We start from the raw sequence: 25013 nt of genomic DNA on the forward strand, positions 1-25013 counted from the left end.
GTCAGAGCCGGGTTTCGATCCCCTGCTCGCGCAGATAGGATTTGACGGCCTGGATGGGCACCTCGCGCCGATGGAAGATCCCGGCAGCCAGCGCGGCCTCGACCCCGGTGGCGGCGAAGACCTCGGCGAAATGTTCCACACAGCCCGCGCCGCTGGAGGCAATGACCGGGATGCTCACCGCCTCGCTGACGGCGCGGATCAGTTCCAGATCGAAACCGGCGCCGGTGCCGTCGCGGTCGATGGAGTTCAGCAGGATCTCGCCCGCGCCCAGATCCTCGCAGGCCCGTGCCAGTTCGACGGCATCGACATCCCGACCCTCGCGACCGCCTTTGACGGTGCACTGGAACCAGCAATAACCCTCGCCGCCGGGTCCGGGCGTGATCGTGGCAACGGTTTGGTGGCGCGTCGCGTCGGGCGAAGACACATAGACCCGGCGCGGATCAATCGAGATCACGACCGCCTGATTGCCGTAGACCCGGGCGATCTGCTCAATGGCGCTGGTGCCATCCTTGACGCCGCCGGACGCCAGATAGCGTTCAACGGTCTCCACTGCATCCGAGCCGATGGAAATCTTGTCCGCGCCCGAGCGGAAATATTCGTCGGCCACGTCCAGCGCCGAATACGCCCTGCCCTGCCCGTCCGTAAAGGCGCGGATGCCGCCGCCGATGGTCAGCGGCACGAAAACCCGCTCGGAGGTGCGTCGCAGCACTTCGAGCATCGGTTGATCGGCCAGCGGGAAGTCGCGGAAGGCGGTGATGTTGAGAAAGGTGATCTCGTCCGCGCCTTCCTCGAAATAACGCTGGGCCAGTTCGACCGGCTTGCCGAGATTGCGCACCTCACCGGCCTCACGCACATCGTATTGATCGCCCTTGGTCACCACCAGATCGCCGGCATCGTTCGCACGCACGTCCAGACAGGCGATGATGCGCTTGGCGAAACGGGTGGATGCGGTCTGGATGAACGGCCCACAAGACCTCGCTTCCTGAGCGTCGCCAAGAAAACGATGCAGGAGTCTCAGGCCGGCAGCGCCGCTTTTCTCCGGGTGGAACTGGACCGCCGCGACATTGCCCCGCTGCACCGCACTGAGAAAAGGTTGACCGTAATCGGTGGTCGCCAGACGCCAGTCGGCATTTTCCGCGCTCGGCGCGGCACGATAGGAATGCACGAAATAGAGCTTTTCGCCCGCATAGTCGGCAAAGAGCGGCGATTCACGCTCGACCCGCACGTCGTTCCAGCCCATGTGTGGCACCGAGAGCGCCCCGGTCTCGAAGCGGCCAATGCGCCCCGGAATCAGGCCCAGACCGGCCACGCCGGGCGACTCATCGCTGCCCTCGAAGAGCGTCTGCAAACCGATGCAGATGCCGAGAAAGGGCCGGTCAGCCGCCAGGTATTCCTTGAGCGGCTCGACATAGCCGAGCCGGTGCAGACGTTCCATGGCCGCGCCGAAGGCACCGACACCGGGAAAGATCAGGCGTTCGGCCTTGAGAATATCTTCGGGCCGCTCGATCTCGGTGAGCGAGAAGCCAAGCGCCTGAACGGCATTGCGCAGACTGCGGACATTGCCCGCGCCATAGTCGAGAAGCGAAATCATACGTCGAGTCCGAGGGGTTCAATCGGTCAGCGGAGCGTCCGGACAAACATCGGACGCACGGGGTTCAGAAACTTGGTTTAGTTTAGCGCCAACCAGCCGTTGGATTCAGTCTTTCCGCGTCAGACGCCGCTCCGACAGGCGAGGTGTCGGAATTCGCCAAACTGGAACAACTATCACAGTTATGAGACTGTTTTTGTCTCACCATACGGACACGAAAGCGGCATGCGGCAAAATAAATCGTTGCAATCCAAAAACCTGTCATATCGGCTTGATCTTTGCCTTTAAATGCTGATACGTGGCTTGCAGACCCGACCCTGGCACATTCAAATTCCATTGAGGCCAAATCCATGACATCCAAAACACTCGCCTGGCTGATTCCATTGGCGGGGGCTGTTTTCATGGCCTCTGCACAGGCCGCCACCCTCGAAATCTATACGGACAGGTCTGCTTGGGCATCCAAGACCGGCGCCTTTGCGACCGAAACCTTCGATGACAGTCCGCTCGACAATGGCCTGAAACTCACATCGACACAAGGCAGAGTCGCGCAGGGAATATGGCAGGATGTTCTCTCTCAGGATATCTATGGCAATGAACTCAGCAACACCCGATTCAGCTTTGCGGATGGTGTCACGAGCATCGGCGGCGACTGGGATACGCGGCCAGCCGGTCATGGCACCAAGATCTGGCTTACCCTCTTTCATGGCGCAACCCAGATTCTCTCCAGAGAGATCCCCCACATCGAAGGGTCTTTCTGGGGTCTGATCTCCGATACGGCCTTTACCGACATCGTGCTGACTTCCAGTGATGGTTCGGGAAGCCAGGAGATCTATCGCCGGGAGACCTATCATCTGGATAACTTCACTTATGGCACATCCAACGCCTCCGACAAGTTGGCGTCCGTCCCATTGCCAGCCGCCTTCTGGCTCTTCGCATCAGGTCTGCTGGGTCTGTTCAGCATCAGAAGACAAAACAGATCCCCGCGCTCCGCTCTCTGATCAGCAACTCTGGAGGCAGGGAATGCCCATTGCCCGCTTGTAAAACAAATCTGCATCATGTCTGTCGGCATGGCGGCTGGAAATCCCGTCCTCCCGCGCTTATAGTGCGCCCTTCGTGTCATGTCCCGTGGGAGAGACCGGCTGCACCAGCCGGCGCCGAAGGCGCAACACCGCCCGGAATCGCTCAGGCAAACGGACCGCGGGGATAACGACCGACTCTGGAGAGCGGTATCGGCTGACAGATCAACCGATACCCACCGACGGGGCAGCAGCAGGAACCGCCCGGTTCTTCGCCGCAAACTCTCAGGTTTAGGACAGAGGGGCGATGTCGGAGGCTTGTGCCTTCGGCGTTGTTTCGTTGTCGATGGCCCACAGGTCGCGGCGATGCCCACATCAGTCCAGCGGAGAGTCGAATGGGATTGCGCACGCCACTTTTTTCAGAGCACGAGCGTCTCGGCGCCCGTCTCGTCCCCTTCGGCGGCTGGGACATGCCGCTGCACTATGGATCCCAGATCGAAGAGCATCACGCGGTGCGCCGCACGGCGGGCATGTTCGATGTCTCGCACATGCGCCCCGTCGATGTCGAAGGTCCGGATGCCCAAGCCTTTCTGCGCCGCCTGCTGGCCAACGATGTCGCCCGGCTCCAGTCGCCCGGCAAGGCGCTCTACAGTTGCATGCTCAACGAGCAGGGTGGCGTGGTCGATGACCTCATCGTCTACGCGCGCGGCCCGCAGCACTACCGTCTTGTGGTCAACGCTGGCACGGCTGACAGAGACATCGCCTGGATGCGCGCCCACAGCGCCGGTTTCGCGATCAAGATCCAGCCCCGCACTGATCTGGCGATGATCGCCGTTCAGGGTCCGCAGGCGCGTGAGCTGGCCGCGCCCTTACTGCCCGAGGCGGTTCGCGCGAACGCTATGCAGATCCAGCCCTTTTTCGCCGCCGAGGACGCCGACTGGTTCGTCGGTCGCACCGGCTATACCGGCGAGGACGGTTTCGAGATCATGCTTCCCAACACGCAAGCCACCGATCTCTGGCGGGCGCTGCATACCACCGGGGTCACGCCCTGCGGACTCGGCGCGCGCGATACGCTGCGTCTGGAGGCCGGCATGAACCTCTATGGCCAGGACATGGACGAGACCGTCGGCCCGCTCGAATCCGGGCTGGGCTGGACCGTCGCCTGGGAGCCGGTCGAACGCGATTTCATCGGACGCACGGCACTCGTCCAGATGCGCGACGATCCCGCCCGGCGCGAGTTCGTCGGTCTGCTGCTGACCGGACGCGGAATCCTGCGCAGCCATCAAAAGGTATTGAGCAACGGGGTTGAGGTCGGCGAGATCACCTCCGGCGGATTTGCGCCCACCCTGGATGGATCCATTGCGCTGGCGCGGGTCACGCCCGGCCTGGGTTCGACCTGCGAGGTCGAGATCCGTGGCAAGCCGGTCGCCGCGCGGGTGGTCAGGCCGCCGTTCGTGCGACATGGCACCATCCGCATCGAACGCTGAATCATCACCAAACAAACACTGACAGGTCCATCGCGGACCCTCACGGAGCACAGAAAAATGAGCGACATTCCTGCCGACCTGAAATACACCAAGACCCACGAGTGGGTGCGCGACAACGGCGATGGCACCGTCACCGTCGGCATCACCGACCATGCACAGGAGGCGCTGGGTGACATCGTCTTCGTCGAGGCGCCGGAGTCCGGTCGCGAAGTCGATGCCGACGAAGCCTGCGCGGTGGTCGAGTCGGTCAAGGCCGCTTCAGACATCTATTCCCCGCTGGCCGGCGAGATCGTTGAGGGCAATGCGGTCCTCGCCGATACCCCGGACGCCATCAATACCAGTCCTTACGACGAAGGCTGGATCTTCCGTCTGGCACCGAGCGATCCGGGTGCGCTCGCCGGTCTGCTGGACGCTGCCGGCTATGAAAGGGTCGTCGAAGACGAGTCCTGATCATGCCTTTCATCCCTCATACCCCTGACGACATCGCCGCCATGCTCGCGACCATTGGCGTCGGCTCCATTGATGCCCTGTTCGACGAGATTCCGTCCGAGCTGCGGATCGGTGAACTGGCTGCCATCCCGACCGCGCTGTCCGAGATGGAGATCGCCCGGCTGATGCAGACACGCGCCCGCGCGGACGGTCAGCCGGTCTGTTTCATCGGTGCCGGCGCCTACGATCATCATATCCCCGCCGCCGTCTGGCAGATCGCGGCGCGCGGCGAATTCTACAGCGCCTACACGCCCTATCAGGCCGAAGCCAGCCAGGGCACCCTGCAGGTGCTCTATGAATTCCAGTCGATGATGACTGCGCTCACCGGTCTGGATGTCTCCAATGCCTCGCTCTATGACGGCGCTTCGGCACTAGCCGAAGCGATCCTGATGGCGGTACGCGCCAATCGTCAGACCAGATCGACCCGCGTGCTGGTGCCGCGCGCGCTCCATCCGGCCTATCGGCGCACGGTGCGCGCCATCGTCGAGTCGCAGGGAATCGAACTGGTCGAAGTGTCATTCGATCCTCAGAGCGGACAGACGCCGGTCGCGCAACTGGAAGCGGCTGCCATCGGCGGTGAATTCGCCGCGCTGATCATCAACCAGCCCAATTTTTTCGGCGTGCTCGAAGACGTGGACGTGCTGACCGATTGGGCGCATGCGCGCAAAGCACTGGTCATCGGCGTCGTCAACCCCATCGCACTCGCGCTGCTGTCGCCGCCGGGCGAATGGGGATCAAAAGGTGCGGACATTGCCTGCGGCGAGGCTCAATCGCTGGGCATGCCGCTGTCGTCCGGTGGACCCTATGCCGGTTTTCTCTGCTGCAAACAGGAATTCGTGCGCCAGTTGCCCGGACGCATCGCCGGACGCACCCTGGATCTGGACGGCAAGCCCGGCTTCACGCTCACGCTCCAGGCACGCGAGCAACACATCCGGCGCGGCAAGGCGACCTCCAACATCTGCACCAATCAGGGTCTGCTGGTGACGGCGGCGACCATCCATTTGGCGCTGCTCGGCGCCGAAGGACTGGAGCGGGTGGCGAGCGCCTGTCACGCCAACACCCGCCGTCTTGCTGAGCTACTCAGCGTGATCCCCGGTGTCGCACCGCTATTCGGTGGATCGGTTTTCCACGAACAGGCGCTGCGACTGCCTGTGCCGGCCCCCGACTTGCTCGATGCACTCGCCGCCGACGGCATCCTCGGCGGCTTCGCTCTGGAGCCGGACTATCCCGATCTGGGTCCGGCCATCTTGATTTGCGCCACCGAACTCCGCACAGAGGATGAGATGCGCGACTATGCCGACAGGCTGGCACGGATTCTTGCCACGCGGATCGAATGCTGAACCGCCAAGGCGCGAAGGACGCCAGGAAAAACAAGGCACACCTGGCGACTGACCGCCACGGCGCGTAAAAATCCTTGAAAGCCTTCGTGTTCTTTGTGCCCTTTGCGGTTCAACCGCTTTTTCTTAACGCCACGTCTGACAACCGGAGACTCGCATGGCCCACACCGCACTCCAAGGCAACCCCGTCTCACTCAATGGCGAACTGCCCGCCGTCGGCAGCAGCGCACCCGATTTCACGCTGGTCGATAAGGATCTGGCCGACCGGACGCTGGCCGATTTCGCTGGCAAGAAGAAACTGCTGAACATCGTGCCCAGTCTGGACACCCCGGTCTGCGCGACCTCCACCAAAACATTCAACGCCGCCATGGCCGGCAAGACCGACGCCGTGGCCCTGGTCATTTCGGCTGATCTGCCCTTTGCGATGGGCCGCTTCTGCGGTGCGGAAGGGATCGACACTGTCATCAGTCTCTCGATGATGCGCTCGCGCAACTTCGCCAGGGACTATGGCGTGCTGATCGAAGACGGCCCGCTGGCCGGCATCACCGCCCGTGCGGTCGTCGTGCTCGATGCCGACAACAAGGTGCTTTACACCCAACTGGTTCCGGAGATCACCGAGGAGCCGGATTACGAGGCGGCCCTGGCGAAGCTCTGATCGTCACTAAGATTCATCGCCACAAGCCATGCTGCAATAGACAGGATTAACAGGATTTTGCAGGATTAACGGGGTTTTTAATTCTTGACTTTGACTCCGTCAATCTTGGAGCATCCTGTTAATCCTGTCTATTTTTTATCCGCGTCCTTCTTTGAGAAGACACGGCTACCCTACAACACAGTCACTCTGCCATGCTGATCCACGACCACTCCCGCCCCGGCCGCCGCGCGACCGCTCAGGCGCCACTCAATCCGCCCGCTGTCACGGACATTCCAGCGGGGCTGCGCCGACGCGCCCGCCCGATGCTGCCGGAGGTCTCCGAGATGCAGGCGGTGCGTCACTATACCCGGCTGTCGCAGAAGAACTTTTCCATCGACACCCATCTCTATCCGCTCGGCTCCTGTACCATGAAGTACAACCCGCGCGCCTGTCACAGTCTCGCCAGCCTGCCCGGATTTCTCGCGCGTCATCCGCTGGCGCCGGACACCCAGGGTCAGGGTTTTCTCACCTGTCTCTTCGAGCTTCAGGAGATGCTCAAAGAGGTGACCGGCATGCACGCGGTTTCGCTGGCGCCATCCGCTGGCGCACAGGGCGAATTCGCCGGGGTCGCCATGATCCGGGCCTATCATCGGGCGCGCGGCGATCTGGCCCGTACCGAGATGCTGGTGCCGGACGCCGCGCATGGCACCAATCCGGCTTCGGCGGTCATGTGCGGTTTCACGGTGCGCGAGATTCCGACCGGCCCCGATGGCGATGTCGATCTCGACGCACTGACCGCCGCCGTCGGCCCGCAGACCGCCGGTATCATGCTCACCAATCCAAGCACGGTCGGCGTCTTCGACCGCAATATCCAGGCGATTGCCCGCACGGTTCACGAGGCCGGCGGGCTGCTCTATTACGACGGGGCCAATCTCAACGCCATTCTCGGCAAGGTGCGTCCGGGCGACATGGGCTTCGATGTCATCCACATGAATCTGCACAAGACCTTCTCCACCCCGCACGGCGGCGGCGGTCCCGGCGCGGGCCCGGTGGGCGTTTCGGCGCGTCTGGAACCCTATCTGCCAGTGCCGCTGGTTGCGCGCGATGGCGATGAATACCATTGGCTGACCGAGCGCGACCGTCCGGACAGCATCGGGCGCCTCACCGCCTTCGGCGGCAACATGGGCATCCTGCTCCGCGCCTATGTCTATGCCCGGATGCTGGGGCGCGAGGGCATGGGGCGGGTGGCTGAATTCTCCACGCTCAATGCCAATTATCTGATGGCGCGTCTCCGGGCCGCCGGCTTCGAGGCCGCTTATCCCGAGCGTCGCGCCAGTCATGAGTTCATCGTCACACTCAAGCGCGAGGCCAGAGAATTGGGCGTCAACGCCATGGACTTCGCCAAGCGTCTGCTGGATTACGGCTATCACGCCCCGACGACCTATTTCCCGCTGCTGGTGCCCGAGTGTCTGCTGATCGAACCGACCGAGACCGAGACCAAAGAAGACCTGGATAGCTTCGTCGAGGCGCTGATCGCCATCCGCCACGAGGCGCGAGAGGAACCTGAGACGGTCAAGGGCGCGCCCCATACCCTGCCAGTGCGCCGGCTTGATGACGTGCGCGCCGCACGCCAACTGGATCTGGCCTGGAAACCGCTGACCGCAGGTGAGAACGCGCATGGCTAATCACAATGTGCGCGGCTGGCGGCGTGTGATCCGCGCCTTCGGTTATTCGATGAAAGGATTCAAGGCCTGCTTCGAGCTGGAAGAGGCCTTCCGTCAGGAGGTCTTTCTGCTGATTCCGCTGATCCCGCTGGCGCTCTGGCTCGGCGAAACGCCGGTCGAGCGGGCGTTACTGATCAGTGCGCTGCTGCTGGTGCCCATCGTCGAACTGCTGAATTCGGCCATTGAGGCCAATGTGGATCGCGTCGGTCTCGAACGTCACGAACTCTCCGGGCGGGCCAAGGACATTGCCTCGGCGGCGGTGTTTTTGAGCATCGCCTTCTGCGTGGTGATCTGGGCGCTGATTCTGATACCGAAGCTGGCCTGACCTAAACCGCGCCCGGTGCGGTATGTGATCGTTGAGGATTGATTCGGCCTTGGCAGAATCGACGACCGTTCGAGCGGGCGCGGTTTAAATGTCATATTTGAGAGAAATAACGATGAGCGGGCATTTCACCGAGCAGGATTTTCTGCCACTCCGGATCGCCATCCTGACCGTCTCCGACAGCCGGGGCGAGGATGAGGACAGCTCAGGAAAGCTGCTGCGGGACAGCGCCGAGTCAGCCGGGCATCAGGTCGTGGCGAAAGAGATCGTGCGTGACGATGTTTATCAGCTCCGCGCGGCCTTCTCGCGCTGGATCGCCGATCCCGAGGTGAATGTCATCCTCAGCACCGGCGGGACCGGCGTGACCGGACGCGACAGCACGCCGGAGGCCGTGCTGCCGCTGCTGGACAAGGTGGTCGAAGGTTTTGGCGAACTCTTCCGGCAGGTTTCCTTCGCGGACATCGGCGCATCCACCCTGCAATCGCGCGCATTCGGCGGACTGGCCAACGGCACTTTCGTTTTCTGTCTCCCCGGTTCGACCGGCGCCTGCCGCACCGCCTGGGAGCAGATTTTGCTGCCGCAACTGGACATCCGCACCCGTCCCTGCAACTTCGCCCAACTCATCCCGCGTCTGCGCGAACGCTGAGACGATCCACCATGACGACGCACCATGACTGCTGCGGCCCCGCATCCGCCAAGCGACCGACGCTCACCAAAGCGGAGGCCATCGCGTTCCTGCTGTCGCGGGTCCAGCCCATCGCCGACACCGAAACCGTTCCAACCGATGCGGCGCTCGGGCGCGTGCTCGCGGCCCCGGTGACGAGCGCCATCGAGGTTCCGGGCTGGGACAACAGCGCGATGGACGGTTACGCCATCCGTCATGCCGATCTGGCAACACACCACGGACGGCTGCGGGTCGCGCAGCGCATCCCTGCCGGAGCGGTCGGCACAACGCTGGAACCCGGCACGGCGGCGCGCATCTTCACCGGCGCGCCCGTCCCGGCTGGTGCGGATACCGTCGTGATACAGGAAATCTGCGAGCGGTCGGGCGAGACGGTTTTGATTCCGCTCGACTGCAAAGCGGGCGCAAACATTCGCCACACTGGCGAGGACATCCGCGCCGGGGCCGAAATCCTCGCCCCCGGCATCCGCCTCGCGCCGCCGCATCTGGGACTGGCGGCCTCGGTCGGCGTGGGCGCTCTGGCGGTCTATCGCCAGCTGCGGGTCGCGGTCCTCGCCAGCGGCGACGAACTGGTCATGCCGGGCAAACCGCTGGGACCGGGTCAGATCTACAACTCGAACCGCTTCACCCTGATTGGACTCCTGCAGGCTTTGGGCTGCGAGGTGGTTGATCTCGGAATCGTCGCCGATACGCTGGAGGCGACGACCGAAGCCCTGATCCGTGGCGCACGCGAGGCGGATCTGATCGTCGCCAGCGGCGGTGTCTCGGTAGGCGAGGAAGACCATCTCAAGCCAGCCGTCGAACGGCTCGGCACCCTGGATCTCTGGAACATCGCCATCCGTCCCGGCAAGCCGGTCGCGTTCGGCCAGGTCAATGGGATTCCCTTCTTCGGCAATCCCGGCAACCCGGTGTCGCTCTTCGTCACCTTCACGCTCTTTGCCGCTCCGGTCGTGCGACGCTTGCAGGGAATGACCGGCGATCTCAGCCCGCGCGCGATCCCGATCCGCGCCGGTTTCGACTGGCCCAAACCGGACAAACGCACCGAATTCCATCGTGTCCGCATCCAGACCGGCGCCGATGGCAAGCCTGAACTGGCGATTTTTCCCAGCCGCTCATCGGCAGTCCTGTCCTCGGTCGTCTGGGCGGATGGTCTGGTCGAGATTCATCCGGAACAGATCATCCAGCGCGGCGATCCGGTCGATTTCATGGCGTTCGCGGATCTGTTACGCTGATGCGGCGGGTCTGAACCGGTCGCCTGCGCAAACCGGCTTCCAAACCCAGCAATTTGCACCGCGAAGGACACGAAGAGAAGATGATCAGAATCCTCTATTTCGCCCGTCTGCGCGAACGGCTCGGCCTCGGCGAAGAGCGGCTGTCGCTCCCCGCAGATGTTGGTATGGTCGGCGAGCTGCTGGATCATCTGCGCGCGCGCGAGGGGATCTGGGCGGAGAGTCTTGGCGAAGGCGAGTCGCTGATGACGGCGGTCAACCAGGAGCTTGCCCGTCCGCAGACGCCGCTCGCTGATGGCGACGAGGTCGCCATCTTTCCGCCAGTAACCGGGGGTTGATCAACGGCTGATCACTAAACCGCGTCCAGAGCAAAATGTGTCATTCTCATTCTGTGTCTAACTTTGGGGATTTCTTCGACCTCGGTGGAGACGCGGTTTAAAATTTCTTATTTTTTAATACTTAAACCGCGCCCGCTCCGATCATCGTCGAGGCGCCAAGGTCGATCCAAACCAAAAACATCGCATCTCGCACCAGGCGCGGTTTAACAGGAGGATTCAACCCATGCCGACCGCCAAGCAAGAGGTGGCCGACCTGCTCCGCCAACTGCCCGATGACTGCTCGCTGGAAGACATCCAGTATCGTCTCTATGTGCTGGAAAAAACGAACCGCGGACGCGAAGACATCGCCCAGGGACGCGGTTACGTCAACGACGAAGCCAAGCAGCGGCTGGACCGATGGCTGGAGAGCTGATCTGGTCGCGCACGGCGCTGGACGACATTGAGGCCATTGCGGTCTTCATCGCCCGCGACTCGCTGATCCATGCCCGGCGCATCGTCGAGCAGATCATCGCCTGTGGCGAACGTCTGCTTGTCCAGCCGGCACTGGGCGAGATTGCGCCTGAGTCGTCTCGGGAAAGGGTGCATGAATACAGTCTCTACGGCTTTCGCATTCTCTTCGAGCGGCAGGGCCAGGATCTGCATCTGCTGGCGATCATCCATAACCCTGGACCGCAGCTCGCGGCAGCCCCGCCGCCGAGTCTTGCCCGGATCGCCGGGCGTCCCGCTGCAACCAGTACCTATGAAAACCCCTGGCTCGCCAGTCCAGCACGGGATACCCCGGCACCCGTCATGCTTAACCCGCTGGACGATCTTCATGAGCTGGAGTAGCTTCGCGCCAAACACCCGCAGCAGGAATCCACGCTCATGACGCCCTCTTTTGCACGCACCGCTCTGGCGGCGACCATCGCCGCTGGCGTTCTCCTGGGTCCATCCGGCTGTGTCATGGCCCCCTATCCAACCGAGGTGGCCATTTCGGGACCAGCGGTTTATTACTACACGCCGTTGTTTTATCAAGGCTATGTCGTCTATTACGATGGCGATCGGCCCTATTACTATCAAAATGGCGTCAATATTTATATCTCAACGAGCTACTCCGGCTATCGCGGACTGGTCGCGCACTACCACAAACATCGTCCGCAGTACGAACGCTGGTATCACTCGCACGGCGTCAACTATCGCCAGTATCGCGATCCCCGTTTCCAGTCCGCGCCACCGCCCGGCGCACGTGAATCTCAACCATCGCGGGATCGTTTTTCTCCGCCTCAGTCGCGGAACATCGAGCGGGACAGTGTCCCGGTTTACCGTGACCGGACATCGCCATCCCGAGACGACTGGACCGGACGTGACGGCTCATCCTCGCCCCGCTTCAACCGCGAGAGCCCATCCAACTCCGCACCGCGTGAAGCGACTCCGGTTTACCGCGAGCGGACATCGCCCTCCCAGAACGACTGGACCGGACGCGGCGCCACCTCATCGCCACGCTTCGAACCGTCCTCCCCATCGCCGCGCTTCGAGCGCAGTGCCCCATCCTCTCCGCCCGCCTTCGAGCGCGGCGCGACAACGGGCCTTCCTGATCGAAACACGCCGTCCCGAGATGGCTGGAGTGGAGGCGACTCATCGTCTTCGTCGCGCTTCGAGCGCAGCACACCGTCCGCTGGGCCTGCCTTCGACCGTGGCTCAATGGATCGCAGCGCCAGCCCGATGGATCAGGGGCGCTTCAATTCACCACGTTAGGCGGGCTTAAGGTGTCACGTTCCGTATGATCATATACGGTCGTGCTTGATGCGACTTCAAATGTCAGAGCCTTGACGATGGTCGTCTTCAGGGGCCGGCGTTCGCCCGATGTTTCGGCAGCGGAGAGATCGGCGGCCTGGGCAGGGGTTAGCGCCATCAGCAGTAGAAGGAGTAAGATCCACCTGGACGTTTTCGTCATTCGCGTTTCCCCGCCCTGTCTGTTTAAACCCTTCGAGAGTCATGACGCATTCAACCACCGACCCCACCGCCTTTCGGGTGCTGGGTGCCATCAGTTTTTCCCATTTCCTCAACGACACCATGCAGTCGCTGATGGTCGCGATCTATCCGCTGTTCAAGGCCGGGTTTCACCTCAGCTTTGCGCAGATCGGCCTGATCACCCTGGCCTTTCAGTTGACCGCTTCGCTGCTGCAACCCCTGGTCGGTCTCTATACCGACCGCCACCCCAAGCCGTTTTCGCTGTCCGTGGGCATGGGTTTCACCCTGCTCGGTCTGCTCACCCTGTCCATGGCCTCCAGCTTTCCGATGCTGCTGGTGGCGGCTGCAATGGTGGGCACCGGTTCGGCGGTCTTTCATCCTGAAGCCTCGCGGGTCGCCCGGATGGCCTCCGGTGGACAGCATGGTCTGGCGCAATCCATCTTTCAGGTCGGCGGCAATGCCGGCGCTGCCTTCGGTCCATTGCTCGCGGCCTGGATCATTCTGCCCCATGGTCAGCGCAGCATTGCCTTCTTTTCACTGATCGCCCTGGTCGCCATGATCGTACTTGCCGGGGTGGGGGTCTGGTATCGCCATCAGAATCGACGGCCCAGGCCGAAGGTGGCTCCTGCCGTGCTCGCGCTTCCCCGGCGTCAGGTGATGACGACACTGGGTGTGCTGCTGGCGCTCATGTTCTCCAAATTTTTCTATCTGGCCAGCATCGGCAGCTATCTGATTTTTTACCTGATGCAGCACTATGCCATCGACGCGCAAACAGCCCAGTACCACCTGTTTTACTTTCTCTTCGCGGTGGCGGCCGGCACCCTGCTTGGCGGCCCGCTCGGGGACCGCATCGGTCGGCGGGCGGTGATCTGGATTTCCATCCTCGGGGTGGCGCCCTTCACTCTGGCGCTTCCCTATGTCGGTCTCGGGATGTCGGCTGCCTTGACGCTGATCATCGGCTTCATGCTGGCCTCGGCCTTCCCGGCCATCGTGGTCTATGCGCAGGAACTGATTCCGGGGCGCGTTGGCATGGTCTCCGGGCTCTTTTTCGGGCTCGCCTTCGGTCTGGCCGGAATCGGCGCCGCCGTGCTCGGGCAGGTGGCGGATCATTGGGGCATCGAGACGGTCTATCGCGTCTGCTCCTTCCTGCCGCTGATCGGACTGCTGGCGGTCTTTTTACCGGATCTGCGGACGGCCAGGGCGGTGACGGGCGCGCCAGCGCCAGTCCGGACGTGACGCCCGAGTCTGGAATCCGGCTACACTTGCTCAGGCTTCAAACCACCCCGATCAGGAAACGGCGGTCGGTAGTGCCCTAATCCGTAGGAGCCCGCTTGCGGGTGATGCGGTGGTGAGACGGCTGATTTCGTGGGCCGATCACCCGCAAGCGGGCTCCTACGTCGGGCTGATCAGGGCACTACCCGGCGGTCATACAAGGGGTGTAGCAGATGTCGAGGCTCGTGCGAATGTTCAACCGGATCTGCGCTAATGCGTGGAAGATGGTTGACTTCGTTGCTTCGCCAAATGTACATAATTTGCAAGTCAATTTACTGAAGTGGCTTTCGATCCCTGATAGATTGCACGAATCTGCTTAGCAGAAAGCGCATAATTGTAAACCCTAACCTCATCGATTGATCCATTAAAGTAGTTCGGTGGATTAGCATGGAGTTTCCCAATATAGAGTGGTAGGTCTGTCGTAGAGAATCGCTTGATCAGATGCGTTTGCTGAGGGTCCAGCTCTCCGTTGACATAGAAACGCAGAGTTGCCCCGTCGTATGTTGCAGCAATATGAGACCATTTTCCTGTCGGAACGATAAAGCTCGAATCTCCACCAGCATGGGATGTTTCACTATTATTACTGCTGATGAAGCGCAAGGCTCCGGCTTGAGTCAAAATCAAACCATAAGACATATACCATACGGACCCTTTTGTGACTATTCCGGAATCAATGCTAATTTCTACCGGATTCACCCAAGCCGTCAGGGTTACCTGATCGGTTATGTTGGATAATAATTTATCGACCGTATCGACTTCGATATAATCTCTTTCTTGAGGATTGAAAAAATACGCCTGATTAGGCATTCTTCGCCTGTCCGTTGTTAGCGAAGCGCCAACAGCGACTCCGTCCTGCTGATTTTTGGTTGCGTCATTGGTATTGCCGCGGAATGGATAGTTGGCTGCCAGGCCAAAAGAGTGAATGTAACGGTATTGAGTGGATTTGACCTTGTCCGCCCTCTCGGCAGTAATCACCAGACGATGAGATCCAATATGGTAGCGATGCTGGAACTGGCCTGAACCGCTTTCTTCAACTGACGATCCGTCTCCATAATCAATGGAATACTTTTTAATCGAATAAGGAGATGTGCACTTTATGGTGACATCTAGCGGCCCCATTCCAGACTCTGTATCAGGCGTGATGGAAACCTGAAAAAAAGCGGCCTGACTCGCCTCATAGGCGCCCATGTCCACTCCTTTCCCCTTTGGTCTGGCTTGCCCCTTGAGATCGGTTGCCGGAGCGCCCTCATCTGTTGCTGCATCAAGGGCGGCTGATGTGATGCGCAGATGGTAATCCCCTTTTCCTCTAAAAAGAGGGTCTATATCCAGATTTCCAGACCCATACCCTCCCTGGTACAAAGAGTGACTGAACTTCGGGTTACAGAAATTCCAAAAACGCATCTGATTTGGCCAGATGATGCTATTTGTTATTTTCGGATTGAATTCGGTAGCCTGATTATAGCCCATGCAAGCGATAGCCGAGGCTGATGAGTCCGGGCTACTAATGGTGGAGTTCATGATCGAAGCGTTGGAGAAAAACATCGCGATACCCACTCCATCCATCGCCTCATTTTCGGCCATCAAGTTATTGATGAGGGTCGGCGACGCGCCCCATATGCCAACGGCTCCGCCGTTAAAAACAGCCTCATTTCTGATGAATTCGTTTCTCTCAATAACAGTTGCCTTGGATCCATCCCCCCAGACATCGACAGCCCCGCCATCTTCATTCGATTTATTTTCTATGAAAGCGTTTTGAGAAATAATTGAAGACGCATTGATATTAGAAATGGCACCGCCAAATTTCGCTGCAAAATTGCCGATAAACCGATTTTTTTCGATGCGGGAAGAGCATTGATGGCAACGAATGGCGCCTCCATAGTCAGTAGTAGCCTGGTTGCCTGTAAATATATTCGTTGCGATAGTTGGTGCGCCGCGCTCGATACTGATTGCGCCTCCTGTTGTTTCGAGGCCATTACGAAATGTGAAACCGCTCACGCGCGTGATTTCGGTTTTATCTTCAATCGTTAAAATTCTACGTGTACCACCGCCATCAAGGATGCAATTTTTGGCTCCATCCTTGCCTTTAAGCTGGATACCCTGTACTTGCGGCCAGATAATGCTCTCGGTGTAAAGACCACTTCTGACCCAGACAACATCGCCCGTCAAGGCATTGTTGAGCGCATCTTGAATGGATGAAAATTGATCTGGAACCCAAATGTTTTTTGCCCAAGCGTTATTGCAAAGGCATAATAAAATAGCTACATTGATTAGGCTTTTCATGGCTTATTCCTAATTGATAGGTTAGTGGCTTGCCTGTCATCTATTGCCTTCAGAAAACTCATTTACTAAACAATGCGCAAAAAGACCACTGATTATTACATCAGATTGGGATTCATTGATCAACCCCTGACGGAGAAAGCGAACACGGAACTCGGTGCATGACATCTCCAGCCATTCGCGTTACCCGCGAAAGATCTGTTGCACCTGCTCCTTTCTGCCACTGATCGGCCTGCTGGCGGTCTTTTTAGCGGATCTGCGGACAGGCGGTGCGGTGCTGGCGCACCAGCGCCAGTCCGGACGTGACGTCTGAGACTGGAATCCGGCTACACTTGCTCAGGCTTCAAACCACCCCGATCAGGAAACGGCGATGAGAATTTTGCACACCATGCTGCGCACCGGCAATCTGCCGCGCGCCATCGACTTCTACACCCAGGTTCTGGGAATGAGACTGCTGCGTCAGAAGGATTACCCGGACGGCGAATTCACCCTGGCCTTTCTCGGTTATGGCAACGAGTCGGAACAGACCGTCATCGAACTGACCTACAACTGGGGTGTGGAGCAGTACGATCCCGGCACTGGTTACGGCCACATCGCCATCGAGGTGGATGATGTCTATCGTGCGGTTGAGCGAATCAAGGCGCAGGGCGGAAAGATCCTGCGCGACGCCGGCCCCATGAATGCCGGCGCCACCATCATCGCCTTCGTCGAGGATCCGGACGGCTATCCGATTGAGCTGATCGGCGCGGGGCAGGATGCGGCATAGGAAGCTGGGCAATCGCATCAAGCTTTTCTAATATTCGAGGATTTGCGCGCAGATGATTCCACAGCCGACCTTCAGACTTCGGAATCTTCTGCGTGCTCTTATCCAGTGTGAACGCCATTCCACGTCATCCTTGGACAACTGAATTCCGGGGAAAACCTCAGTGTCCAGCCGCCCTGGCTGTCAGCGTTTTGGACAGTTCCGGGCCCAGATAGCGGTCGATCAGATAACGCCCCAGATAGATGACTGGCGTCAGCGCGATGGCGACGACGAATTTATAGAGATAGTTGACCGTCCCGACCGCCAGAAACAGCTCCATTGACCACTGCTGCGGCCCCAATACAAAGGCGATATAGAGCACCACGAAACTGTCGATCAACTGCGATACCAGGGTCGAGCCCGTCGCCCGCGCCCAGACATAGCGCCCCCCTGTCGCGCGCCGGATGTGATGGAAGATGGTCACATCGATGATCTGTCCGATCAGAAAGGCGATCACCGAGCCGCCAATGATCCACATTCCCTGACCGAAGATGACGCTGAAGGCCGCCTGCATGTCCGGCACGCCCTGCCCGGCCTGGATCCCTACCCACCAGTCTGCGGGAACGAGCGCAATCGCCAGATAGGCGAAAGCGAAGGCATAGAGGATCAATCCGACCGTCAGATAAGAGAGAAAACGCACCCCGCGCCGGCCGTAATATTCATTGATGATGTCAGTCATGATGAATACCACCGGCCACAGCAGTACGCCCGCCGTGAAGCTCAGTGAGCCGGACTGACCGAATAGATTCCAGTCGAATGGCGCCAGCCCAAGCGTGTCTTCCAATGCGAAGATCTTGACGCCGAGAAACTCGGCGATCAGCGCATTGCAGACAAAGAATCCGCCGAGTATGACGAAGAGCCGGGTTGAGCGATCGAATGTCATGGTCCCGGTCGCGCGATGGGGATCAGGATTTCGGCAGGGTTACGCCGCGCTGGCCCTGATACTTGCCGGCGCGGTCTTTATAGGAGGTTTCGCAGATCTCGTCGGATTCAAAAAAGAGAATCTGCGCCACACCCTCATTCGCATAGATCTTTGCGGGCAATGGCGTGGTATTCGAGAATTCAAGGGTAATATGACCTTCCCATTCAGGCTCCAGGGGCGTGACGTTCACGATCAGACCGCAACGCGCATAAGTCGAATTATGCACGATCATATCATTGGCAACAAAGTTATGAAGATTCGGAATGGTCAAGTCAAAGACCTCTTCTTCGCCGGCTGGCTGAATATCGGCCACCATATCCCAAACGGGGCCATTGACAAGGGGCGACAGGTCGGTACCTGCTGTTTCTAGGGCAAATTGAGCTGAATTTTTTTTGGCGCCAATTGAATTCAGGTTCATTCCGGCGTCCGTAACGGCTGTCTTCGTCACCCCCAAAGCAGGTTGTGACAGTCTGTCAAAATGACCTTGAAAACCGGTTGACGCCTGCATGATGGCAGGCAGAATCTGCTGCTCCAGATGCAGCTGCTTGATGGACTCAGGCCAGAATCCGACCTCTTGAGCAAAAAGCCGTATTTGTTCCCTGTCCGTGATCTGGATGCAATAAGCATCGGCGCCAATCGTCGTCTTTTTTTCACGAGTGAGTGAAAAAACCCCAAACCGCAGCAGAAGATGATGAACATCCTCAATCAATCTGCGTGACGCTGAATCGTATTCGACAAAGAAATCCGCATCTGATTCATAAACACTGCCGTCCACTGAAAACAAAGCACGCAGAAACAGGCGAGTCGTTTCCTTTGGCGACATGAAAATCGCCTGAGGCACGAACCTGCTTTCGGCTGAAACATTCAGTCCATAGCGTTCAAGCCATCGAGCGGCATGTTCATCTTCAGGCGCTTCGCCCAAATCGCCATTTTCGATACAGTCTTTTAGCAACTCGGTCAGCACCGGATTACCAGTCGAGAAGGTCGGATGATCATCGGGCGTTTTGCATTGTCCTGCCGCGATCATCAAGCCGAGCAGAGTCGCCTCCCAATCCGGCAAGGGGATTTTTCCAAAAACCGGAATCTCTCTTGCCACGGCAATCCTGTCACCGGGTTTCAGATCGCCGAGCTGGGTCCAACCATGCAATTGTCTGAAAGGGTGATTCGCCGTCGCGCGTATCTTCAAACCAGCCCGGGTCGTCAATTGGTAGACAGGCTTTTTCCCCTGCGGCAGAAAGGCGCTGACCCTGACCGGTTGCAAGCGCCAGTTCTGCATCCCCAATGTTTTGCGTCCAAATGCAAAATCGACGATGGGCAAATAAGCGCCGGACTCGGCGTCGACCACGCGCGTATCGGCCGTGAGACACTTGCCCAGACAGATGGTCATGACATTGCGCGGAATACGAAAGTATTCCACCGTCCGCGCCAGCGCAAATGAATTGGGCGGAATGATGCACACGTCGGATTTGAGATCGACGAAGCTGTTTGAATCGAAATTCTTGGGATCGACGATGGCCGAATTGATATTGGTGAAGATCTTGAATTCGTCGGCGCAGCGGACATCATAGCCATAGCTCGATGTCCCGTAGGAAATCACCCGCCCGTTTTCACCTTCGCGCACCTGACCCGGCTCAAAAGGATCGATCATCCCCTGTTCAGCCATGCGGCGGATCCAGCGGTCGGATTTAATGGTCATACGTCAACCTCAGAGAGAAAAATAACGGGCGCGAAAATACCCGTTCCAGTTTTTTGATCAGACAGGATTAAACCGCGTCCAGAGCGAAATGCGTAATTTCCATTTGGTGTTTAGTCTTAAAGATTTTTTCGATCTCAGTGGAGACGCGGTTTAAAATTTTATATTTTTTAATACCTTAAACCGCGCCCCTCTAACGGTCGTCGATGCTGCCAAGGCCGACCCAATCCCCAAACATCACATACCGCACCGGGCGCGGTTTAATCCTGTCAAAATCCATACGACGATGCACAGCGGCACGCAAAAGAAGCGCGCCGCCAAATCGGGCGGATCAGCCGCGCACGGCGTAATCCAGCAGCAGGCCGACGAAGATCGCCATGCCGAAAAAATTGTTGTTCAGAAAGGCTTCAAAACAGGCGCGGGGTTCACGGTCGCGGATCAAGACCTGCTGATAGACCCCGAGTCCGGCGGCAACGGTGAGCCCGGCATTGAACCAGCCACCCAGCCCGACATGCAGACCGATCCCGAACAGCATGCCGAGCATCAGAATCTGCAATAGCCCGATGACCAGCCGATCCCAGAGACCGAAGAGGATGGCGGTCGATTTGATCCCGACCTTGAGATCGTCCTCACGATCAACCATCGCATACTGCGTATCGTAGACGAGTGCCCAGACCAGGGCAGCGATGAAGAGGATCCAGGCATAGACCGGGATCTGACCGGTGACGGCCATGAAGGCCATGGGGATAGCCCAACCGAAGGCGGCGCCCAGAAACAACTGCGGGACATGGGTGAAACGCTTCATGAATGGATAGATGAAGGTCAGCAGCAGCGCGACCACGGACAGCGCCACGGTCTGCCAGTTCAACTGGAGCACCAGACCGAACGACAGCAGGCTGAGCACCACGAACACCGCCAGCGCCTCAGTGGGTGTGGCCTCGCCGGTCGCCAGCGGTCGCTGGCGGGTGCGGGCGACATGCCCATCGACCTTGCGATCCGCGAAGTCATTGATCGCGCAGCCAGCCGAGCGCATCAGCACCACGCCCAGAACGAAGATCAGCACCACGAACCAGGGCGGATGCCCGTCGCCAGCGAGCCACAGCGCCCACAGCGCCGGCCACATCAGCAGAAAGATACCGATGGGACGATGCAGACGCACCAGCACCACATACGTCTGCAAACGTTCGCGCCAGGACGGCAGACGGGGTCGTTCGATGTTGATGTCGGAAAAGCTCATAGTGCGGATCGTATCCTGGTTTGATCTGATCGCCCGCCGGGCAGAAAGCTGTTGATTATGTCATAGGGGATTGCTGAAAAAGCCCCTATTCCAAATTGGATCCGATTGCCCTGGAATGGAGGTGTAAACGATTTATCACCCCGTCCAGATTGCATCGCGCACTGCACGCGATTGATCTCTAACCCCCGCCCACAATCCGCTTCTCGCCGCAGGGCACATAGCCCGCTGTCGGAATCGGATCGCCCTTCAACGATTCGCTCAGGGTGTCGCAGATGGTGCGCATCACCTTCACCCGTGCATAGGCCTTGTCGTCGCCTTCGATCAGGGTCCAGGCGGCGTGCCGGGTGCTGGTGCGGGCGACCATCTCGTTGACGGCCTCTTTGTAGTACGGCCATTTCTCGCGATTGCGCCAGTCGTCTTCGGTGATCTTGTAGCGTTTGTAGGGGACGCTTTCGCGATCCTTGAAGCGTTTGAGCTGTTCGTCCTGGCTGATGTGCAGCCAGAATTTGAGGAGGATGACGCCGCTGTCGACCAGTTGCTCCTCAAAACGGTTGATCTCCGAATAGGCGCGCCGCCACTCGGCATCGCTGGCATAGCCTTCGACCCGTTCGACCAGCACCCGGCCATACCAGGAGCGGTCGTAAAGCGTGATATGGCCGGCGCGCGGGATGTGACGCCAGAAGCGCCACAGATAATGATGGGCCTTTTCCTCGTCGGTCGGCGCAGCGACCGGGATGGCCCGATAGAGCCGGGCGTCGATGGCGGTGGTGATGCGCCGGATCGCGCCGCCCTTGCCGCCTGCGTCCACGCCCTCGAACATGAGCACGGTCGAACGCTTTTTGTTATAGGCGGTCCAGGCAAGCTCGTTGATTTCGGTTTGCAGACGCTTCAGGTCGGTCTTGTACTGGTCGCGCGGCAAGGACAGCGACAGATCCAGTTGGTCGAGCAGGGTGATCTGGGCGCTCGGGCTGCCCGGCAGATCCGGACTGACGAGATTGTTGGCGGCATCGCCGTTCGATGCCTCGGCGAGTCGCGAACGGATGGCGTGCAGCAGGGTCTTGCCGACGGTCAGATCGCGATAACGCCGGTCACTGGCCTCGATCAGATACCAGGGCGAGACGCCGCGATCCGTATGCAGAATGATCCGCTCGGCGACCTGCTCGAAGGTGGCGTAATGCTCGGAGAACTTGCTCTTGTCCGGCAGCATCTTCCAGCGGCTCTTGTCGTCGCGCGACAGTTCTTTGAGCCGCGCCTTCTGATCCGCCTCGGACAGATGGAACCAGAATTTGACGATCAGCGCCCCGTCCTGGATCAGCATGCGTTCGAAATCGACGATGCGGTTGAGCTCGCCGTCCAGCTCCGCATCGGTGCAGTAGCCGTTGAAACGGTGCTCGATGGGGGTCTGATACCAGCCGCCGAAGAGGATCGAGATCTCGCCGCGCGGGGGCATCGCCCGCCAGAAGCGCCAGTAGCGCGGACGCTCGCGCTCTTCGTCCGATTCATTCCAAAAGGCGAAGGTCTGTACTCCGCGCGTATCCAGCCATTCGTTGAGACGGTTGATGACTTCGCCCTTCCCCGCCGCCTCGACGCCTGACACCAGAATGATGACCGGAATCCTGGATTCCTTGAGGTCATGCTGGATGGCCAGTAACTGGGTGCGGAGTTCTTCCTGCTGCGCCTTGTAATCTTCCTTGCTGACTGAGCGACCGACTTTCGTTGCCTCGAACATCTGATGCTCCTGAGTTTGACCAAGCCTCACCTAATGCCCGTCTGCACTGAGATCAGTCTGTCGCGACGGAGCCTGCGAATGATACCGGGAATCGGCGGCAGGCCCACCACGGCTTCAGCCCCCGCTTCATTGGGAGGATGGCGTGTGCACCTAAACCGCGTCCAGAGCGACAGGCACCATTTTCAGTTCGTTCGTTGTCGTTGTCGCTGTCGTAATCGAAGATTCGATGCACAAGCCGACAACGACAACGACAATGATCGGAGAGACGCGATTTAAGGTGGTTTCCGGGAAAGTTTCTACCAGAATCAAGGTGCCAAATGGACAGGATGAACAGGATTTCGCAGGATTCACAGGAGACAAATCATTGTTTTCCGAATCCTGTCAATCTTGAAAAATCCTGTGAATCCTGTCCATTCAAATCCTCTCCGTGGGTAGATTGTTTTCAGGAAATCACCTAAAAGAAATCGATTGGAATGGAGCGCTGCTGCTCGCGCAGGGCGTGCTGCAAATAGGCCCGCTCGTCCGCCGCGATCTGCTCCGTGCTGCGCCTGGGAATGCGACGGAGATAGACCGTGAAATCAGCGCCATGAAAATGGATTTGCCGGCCTTCATCGCCGCCAAGATCCTCCGCGATCAGCGGAATGCCATCCTGATTCAGGAAATGTCGCACGAACTGGATATTGGCACTGCCGATATTGAAACGATCAGGGGGATCCCGATCCGCGCTGTTCAGCAGATTACCGCCGCCGAAGGCCTTGGCGCGCAGACGCTCGCGCCTGGCGCCCAGGTTCAGCAGACCGTTGATCAGCAGCTCCATCGCCCAGAGACCGTAGCGCCCGGCATCGGACGCCAGGAGCGGCTCGCTGCCAATCAGATTGCGCGCCGGCAGCAGAAAATGATTCATGCCTCTGACCTGCGCCACCGGATCGAAGAGACAGACCGAGACGCAGGAACCCAGAAGCGTCGAAAGCATCACCGGCTCACGGGTGACGAAACACTCCCCAGGACGGAGGAAGTGTTTCTGGATCTGGTCATCGGTCATTGGCATGAATCAGGGTACGTCCGCTCCGTAAAACGAACAGCGAGATCGAACCTATGACGGTTCTTTGATCGAGCCCAGCAACCGATCCAGATTGCTTTGATAAATCGACTGCTGCTCGGATGAGGCATCCTTGAAGCGGCTGTCCTGTTCCATCAAGCCCTGCATGAGCTGGCTGGCGACTTCGCGGGCCTGCTCCAGGAATTCCAGCGCCGGTTTCTGGAAACTCTCACGCAGATCGTTCGCCAGATGGCCGAGACGGCGCCCCGCGTTGGCCTGCTCCGGGTTCTCCAGTTGCTGGGTCTTCTGATACTGCTGAACCGAGCTGTACTGCTCGGAGCGGCTCATGCGCAGATCCATGGACGCGAGCTGTTTGCTGTCGAACGAGACATTCGAGACCTGATCGAACGCCTTCTGCACGTCGCCACCATAGAAATCGTTTGCCACCTGACCGACATCGCGCATCAGGTTCTGGATCGCGGTGATTTCCTCCTCGTTCAGATCGCCTTCGACACTGAATTCATAACCGGTCTTCTCGGTGCGGCTGAGATCCACACGGGTCGCCTGATTGCCTTCCCCGTCCTGAACGGTCGCAAAGCTGCTCTGCGCATCAAGCGAGCGGCTGAAATTCACCTTGACCACATCGCCTTCGCGGGTCTTGAGCGTCAGCGAAAAATCATCGGCGCGCTGATAACGCTCGGCGGCGGCCAGACTGGTCGTGCCGCTGGTGGTGCTGACCGCCTCTACCGGCTTTGACGGCGAGAGTTTCTCCAGCGCGGCGAAGGTGGCATCCTCGGTCGCCTGCACCTGGGTGGCGATGTCGCCGTTGAGCACCTTGAGATTCGAGAGGATGTCCTTGGCCTCCTTGAAACCCTGCTCAGCGCCCTTCATCGCGCTGTCATAGAGCGCCTGCACCTCTTCTTCCGATTTGCCTTTGGCACGGGCGTTTTCCAGCCCCATCGCGACGAAGCTGCTGATCCGGTCGGCAATCTTCTCGGGGGTGTATTCATTGGCATCCACTTTCTTCAGGGTGCTGATGTCCATGCCCGGCACATTGCTCAGGGCGTTCAGCGCCTTTTCCTGAAGACTGGACAGCGCCTGAGCGGTGGGATTGCTGCCGGGCTGAAGTCCCGTTCCCGCACCGAGCCCGCCGGATCGCATCGTCTGCTGGGCGTTGGCGTGGACGTTCGAGTGCGATGAATAGTTCGAATGGATGTTGATCACGGCGGACTCCGTTAAGGCGGTA

22 protein-coding genes, 2 pseudogenes and 1 riboswitch are annotated in these 25013 nt (G+C 59.4%); of the genes and pseudogenes, 15 read left to right on the top strand and 9 right to left on the bottom strand.

From position 1 onward, the window contains the following. Position 1 precedes the first annotated feature (1 nt). Positions 2 to 1591, bottom strand: a complete 1590-nt coding sequence (gene hisF, locus EDC35_RS01370) for an imidazole glycerol phosphate synthase subunit HisF (RefSeq protein ID WP_132975044.1) — start codon at positions 1589 to 1591, stop codon at positions 2 to 4. A gap of 347 nt (positions 1592 to 1938) precedes the next feature. Here hisF and EDC35_RS01375 point away from each other — a divergent pair, with 347 nt between their 5' ends. From EDC35_RS01375 to EDC35_RS01440, 14 genes and pseudogenes are all read left to right on the top strand, one after another. After that, positions 1939 to 2586 carry a VPLPA-CTERM sorting domain-containing protein gene (locus tag EDC35_RS01375; RefSeq protein WP_132975045.1) on the top strand — a complete coding sequence of 216 codons (648 nt, stop codon included), beginning with the start codon at positions 1939 to 1941 and terminating at the stop codon, positions 2584 to 2586. Positions 2587 to 2704: 118 nt separating this feature from the next. Then, positions 2705 to 2796: riboswitch (glycine riboswitch) on the top strand. A gap of 203 nt (positions 2797 to 2999) precedes the next feature. Then, positions 3000 to 4091: a glycine cleavage system aminomethyltransferase GcvT gene (gene gcvT, locus EDC35_RS01380; protein ID WP_132975046.1), complete on the top strand. Its 1092-nt coding sequence runs from the start codon at positions 3000 to 3002 to the stop codon at positions 4089 to 4091. Between the two features lie 57 nt (positions 4092 to 4148). Continuing rightward, positions 4149 to 4541 (top strand): glycine cleavage system protein GcvH, encoded by a 393-nt coding sequence (gene gcvH / locus EDC35_RS01385; RefSeq protein WP_132975047.1) that lies wholly within the window; start codon positions 4149 to 4151, stop codon positions 4539 to 4541. A 2-nt stretch (positions 4542 to 4543) separates the two neighbouring features. Then, positions 4544 to 5920: an aminomethyl-transferring glycine dehydrogenase subunit GcvPA gene (gene gcvPA / locus EDC35_RS01390; RefSeq protein WP_132975048.1), complete on the top strand. Its 1377-nt coding sequence runs from the start codon at positions 4544 to 4546 to the stop codon at positions 5918 to 5920. Between the two features lie 154 nt (positions 5921 to 6074). Then, positions 6075 to 6572 carry a thiol peroxidase gene (tpx, locus tag EDC35_RS01395; RefSeq protein WP_132975049.1) on the top strand — a complete coding sequence of 166 codons (498 nt, stop codon included), beginning with the start codon at positions 6075 to 6077 and terminating at the stop codon, positions 6570 to 6572. A gap of 188 nt (positions 6573 to 6760) precedes the next feature. Continuing rightward, a pseudogene (gene gcvPB, locus EDC35_RS01400) lies at positions 6761 to 8236 on the top strand (aminomethyl-transferring glycine dehydrogenase subunit GcvPB); the annotation flags it as partial. Beyond that, positions 8229 to 8600 (top strand): diacylglycerol kinase, encoded by a 372-nt coding sequence (locus EDC35_RS01405; protein ID WP_132975051.1) that lies wholly within the window; start codon positions 8229 to 8231, stop codon positions 8598 to 8600. The pseudogene gcvPB and the gene EDC35_RS01405, both read left to right, overlap by 8 nt. A 112-nt stretch (positions 8601 to 8712) precedes the next feature. Beyond that, positions 8713 to 9243: a molybdenum cofactor biosynthesis protein B gene (gene moaB / locus EDC35_RS01410; RefSeq protein WP_132975052.1), complete on the top strand. Its 531-nt coding sequence runs from the start codon at positions 8713 to 8715 to the stop codon at positions 9241 to 9243. An 11-nt stretch (positions 9244 to 9254) separates the two neighbouring features. Further along, positions 9255 to 10511, top strand: coding sequence for a molybdopterin molybdotransferase MoeA (locus EDC35_RS01415; protein ID WP_132975053.1), 1257 nt, complete (start codon positions 9255 to 9257; stop codon positions 10509 to 10511). 80 nt (positions 10512 to 10591) lie between these two features. Next, positions 10592 to 10846, top strand: a complete 255-nt coding sequence (gene moaD, locus EDC35_RS01420; RefSeq protein WP_132975054.1) for a molybdopterin converting factor subunit 1 — start codon at positions 10592 to 10594, stop codon at positions 10844 to 10846. A gap of 223 nt (positions 10847 to 11069) precedes the next feature. Then, positions 11070 to 11258, top strand: coding sequence for a hypothetical protein (locus EDC35_RS01425; protein WP_132975055.1), 189 nt, complete (start codon positions 11070 to 11072; stop codon positions 11256 to 11258). Continuing rightward, the gene (locus EDC35_RS01430) at positions 11243 to 11674 is read left to right on the top strand and encodes a type II toxin-antitoxin system RelE/ParE family toxin (RefSeq protein ID WP_132975056.1); all 432 of its coding nucleotides are present in this window, start codon (positions 11243 to 11245) and stop codon (positions 11672 to 11674) included. Before EDC35_RS01425 ends, EDC35_RS01430 begins: the two co-directional genes overlap by 16 nt. Before the next feature lie 36 nt (positions 11675 to 11710). Continuing rightward, positions 11711 to 12580, top strand: coding sequence for a hypothetical protein (locus EDC35_RS01435; RefSeq protein ID WP_132975057.1), 870 nt, complete (start codon positions 11711 to 11713; stop codon positions 12578 to 12580). A gap of 240 nt (positions 12581 to 12820) precedes the next feature. Continuing rightward, complete coding sequence (locus EDC35_RS01440) at positions 12821 to 14032, top strand: MFS transporter (RefSeq protein ID WP_132975058.1); 1212 nt, start codon at positions 12821 to 12823, stop codon at positions 14030 to 14032. 303 nt (positions 14033 to 14335) lie between these two features. Here EDC35_RS01440 and EDC35_RS01445 read toward each other — a convergent pair whose 3' ends face one another. After that, positions 14336 to 16348, bottom strand: coding sequence for a LamG domain-containing protein (locus EDC35_RS01445; protein ID WP_132975059.1), 2013 nt, complete (start codon positions 16346 to 16348; stop codon positions 14336 to 14338). Between the two features lie 367 nt (positions 16349 to 16715). Here EDC35_RS01445 and gloA point away from each other — a divergent pair, with 367 nt between their 5' ends. Next, entirely contained in the window at positions 16716 to 17111 is a 396-nt protein-coding gene (gene gloA / locus EDC35_RS01450; protein WP_132975060.1) for a lactoylglutathione lyase, read from the top strand. 157 nt (positions 17112 to 17268) lie between these two features. Here the strand turns inward: gloA and EDC35_RS01455 are convergent, their stop codons facing one another. The 7 genes and pseudogenes from EDC35_RS01455 to EDC35_RS01485 all read right to left on the bottom strand — a co-directional run bounded on the left by EDC35_RS01455 (position 17269) and on the right by EDC35_RS01485 (position 24991). After that, positions 17269 to 18030, bottom strand: coding sequence for a queuosine precursor transporter (locus EDC35_RS01455; protein WP_132975061.1), 762 nt, complete (start codon positions 18028 to 18030; stop codon positions 17269 to 17271). A gap of 22 nt (positions 18031 to 18052) precedes the next feature. Beyond that, positions 18053 to 19345: an LAGLIDADG family homing endonuclease gene (locus EDC35_RS01460; RefSeq protein WP_132975663.1), complete on the bottom strand. Its 1293-nt coding sequence runs from the start codon at positions 19343 to 19345 to the stop codon at positions 18053 to 18055. A 63-nt stretch (positions 19346 to 19408) separates the two neighbouring features. Next, positions 19409 to 19765: pseudogene (locus EDC35_RS01465) on the bottom strand (dCTP deaminase); the annotation flags it as partial. Between the two features lie 328 nt (positions 19766 to 20093). Next, on the bottom strand, positions 20094 to 20999 hold the full coding sequence (gene ubiA, locus EDC35_RS01470; RefSeq protein WP_132975062.1) for a 4-hydroxybenzoate octaprenyltransferase: 906 nt from the start codon (positions 20997 to 20999) through the stop codon (positions 20094 to 20096). Positions 21000 to 21177: 178 nt separating this feature from the next. Continuing rightward, positions 21178 to 22728: a polyphosphate:AMP phosphotransferase gene (gene pap, locus EDC35_RS01475; RefSeq protein WP_132975063.1), complete on the bottom strand. Its 1551-nt coding sequence runs from the start codon at positions 22726 to 22728 to the stop codon at positions 21178 to 21180. A 454-nt stretch (positions 22729 to 23182) separates the two neighbouring features. Beyond that, positions 23183 to 23776: a chemotaxis protein CheD gene (locus tag EDC35_RS01480; RefSeq protein WP_132975064.1), complete on the bottom strand. Its 594-nt coding sequence runs from the start codon at positions 23774 to 23776 to the stop codon at positions 23183 to 23185. Positions 23777 to 23821: 45 nt separating this feature from the next. Continuing rightward, positions 23822 to 24991: a DUF5610 domain-containing protein gene (locus EDC35_RS01485; RefSeq protein WP_132975065.1), complete on the bottom strand. Its 1170-nt coding sequence runs from the start codon at positions 24989 to 24991 to the stop codon at positions 23822 to 23824. Positions 24992 to 25013: the final 22 nt, after the last annotated feature.

The organism is Thiobaca trueperi (assembly GCF_004342175.1).
Lineage (GTDB): Bacteria > Pseudomonadota > Gammaproteobacteria > Chromatiales > Chromatiaceae > Thiobaca > Thiobaca trueperi.

Excerpts from the sequence above, each read along its gene's own strand:
- hisF (WP_132975044.1), bottom strand. The coding sequence starts at position 1,591 with ATGATTTCGCTTCTCGACTATGGCGCGGGCAATGTCCGCAGTCTGCGC.
- EDC35_RS01375 (WP_132975045.1), top strand. The coding sequence starts at position 1,939 with ATGACATCCAAAACACTCGCCTGGCTGATTCCATTGGCGGGGGCTGTT.
- gcvT (WP_132975046.1), top strand. The coding sequence starts at position 3,000 with ATGGGATTGCGCACGCCACTTTTTTCAGAGCACGAGCGTCTCGGCGCC.
- gcvH (WP_132975047.1), top strand. The coding sequence starts at position 4,149 with ATGAGCGACATTCCTGCCGACCTGAAATACACCAAGACCCACGAGTGG.
- gcvPA (WP_132975048.1), top strand. The coding sequence starts at position 4,544 with ATGCCTTTCATCCCTCATACCCCTGACGACATCGCCGCCATGCTCGCG.
- tpx (WP_132975049.1), top strand. The coding sequence starts at position 6,075 with ATGGCCCACACCGCACTCCAAGGCAACCCCGTCTCACTCAATGGCGAA.
- EDC35_RS01405 (WP_132975051.1), top strand. The coding sequence starts at position 8,229 with ATGGCTAATCACAATGTGCGCGGCTGGCGGCGTGTGATCCGCGCCTTC.
- moaB (WP_132975052.1), top strand. The coding sequence starts at position 8,713 with ATGAGCGGGCATTTCACCGAGCAGGATTTTCTGCCACTCCGGATCGCC.
- EDC35_RS01415 (WP_132975053.1), top strand. The coding sequence starts at position 9,255 with ATGACGACGCACCATGACTGCTGCGGCCCCGCATCCGCCAAGCGACCG.
- moaD (WP_132975054.1), top strand. The coding sequence starts at position 10,592 with ATGATCAGAATCCTCTATTTCGCCCGTCTGCGCGAACGGCTCGGCCTC.
- EDC35_RS01425 (WP_132975055.1), top strand. The coding sequence starts at position 11,070 with ATGCCGACCGCCAAGCAAGAGGTGGCCGACCTGCTCCGCCAACTGCCC.
- EDC35_RS01430 (WP_132975056.1), top strand. The coding sequence starts at position 11,243 with ATGGCTGGAGAGCTGATCTGGTCGCGCACGGCGCTGGACGACATTGAG.
- EDC35_RS01435 (WP_132975057.1), top strand. The coding sequence starts at position 11,711 with ATGACGCCCTCTTTTGCACGCACCGCTCTGGCGGCGACCATCGCCGCT.
- EDC35_RS01440 (WP_132975058.1), top strand. The coding sequence starts at position 12,821 with ATGACGCATTCAACCACCGACCCCACCGCCTTTCGGGTGCTGGGTGCC.
- EDC35_RS01445 (WP_132975059.1), bottom strand. The coding sequence starts at position 16,348 with ATGAAAAGCCTAATCAATGTAGCTATTTTATTATGCCTTTGCAATAAC.
- gloA (WP_132975060.1), top strand. The coding sequence starts at position 16,716 with ATGAGAATTTTGCACACCATGCTGCGCACCGGCAATCTGCCGCGCGCC.
- EDC35_RS01455 (WP_132975061.1), bottom strand. The coding sequence starts at position 18,030 with ATGACATTCGATCGCTCAACCCGGCTCTTCGTCATACTCGGCGGATTC.
- EDC35_RS01460 (WP_132975663.1), bottom strand. The coding sequence starts at position 19,345 with ATGCAGAACTGGCGCTTGCAACCGGTCAGGGTCAGCGCCTTTCTGCCG.
- ubiA (WP_132975062.1), bottom strand. The coding sequence starts at position 20,999 with ATGAGCTTTTCCGACATCAACATCGAACGACCCCGTCTGCCGTCCTGG.
- pap (WP_132975063.1), bottom strand. The coding sequence starts at position 22,728 with ATGTTCGAGGCAACGAAAGTCGGTCGCTCAGTCAGCAAGGAAGATTAC.
- EDC35_RS01480 (WP_132975064.1), bottom strand. The coding sequence starts at position 23,776 with ATGCCAATGACCGATGACCAGATCCAGAAACACTTCCTCCGTCCTGGG.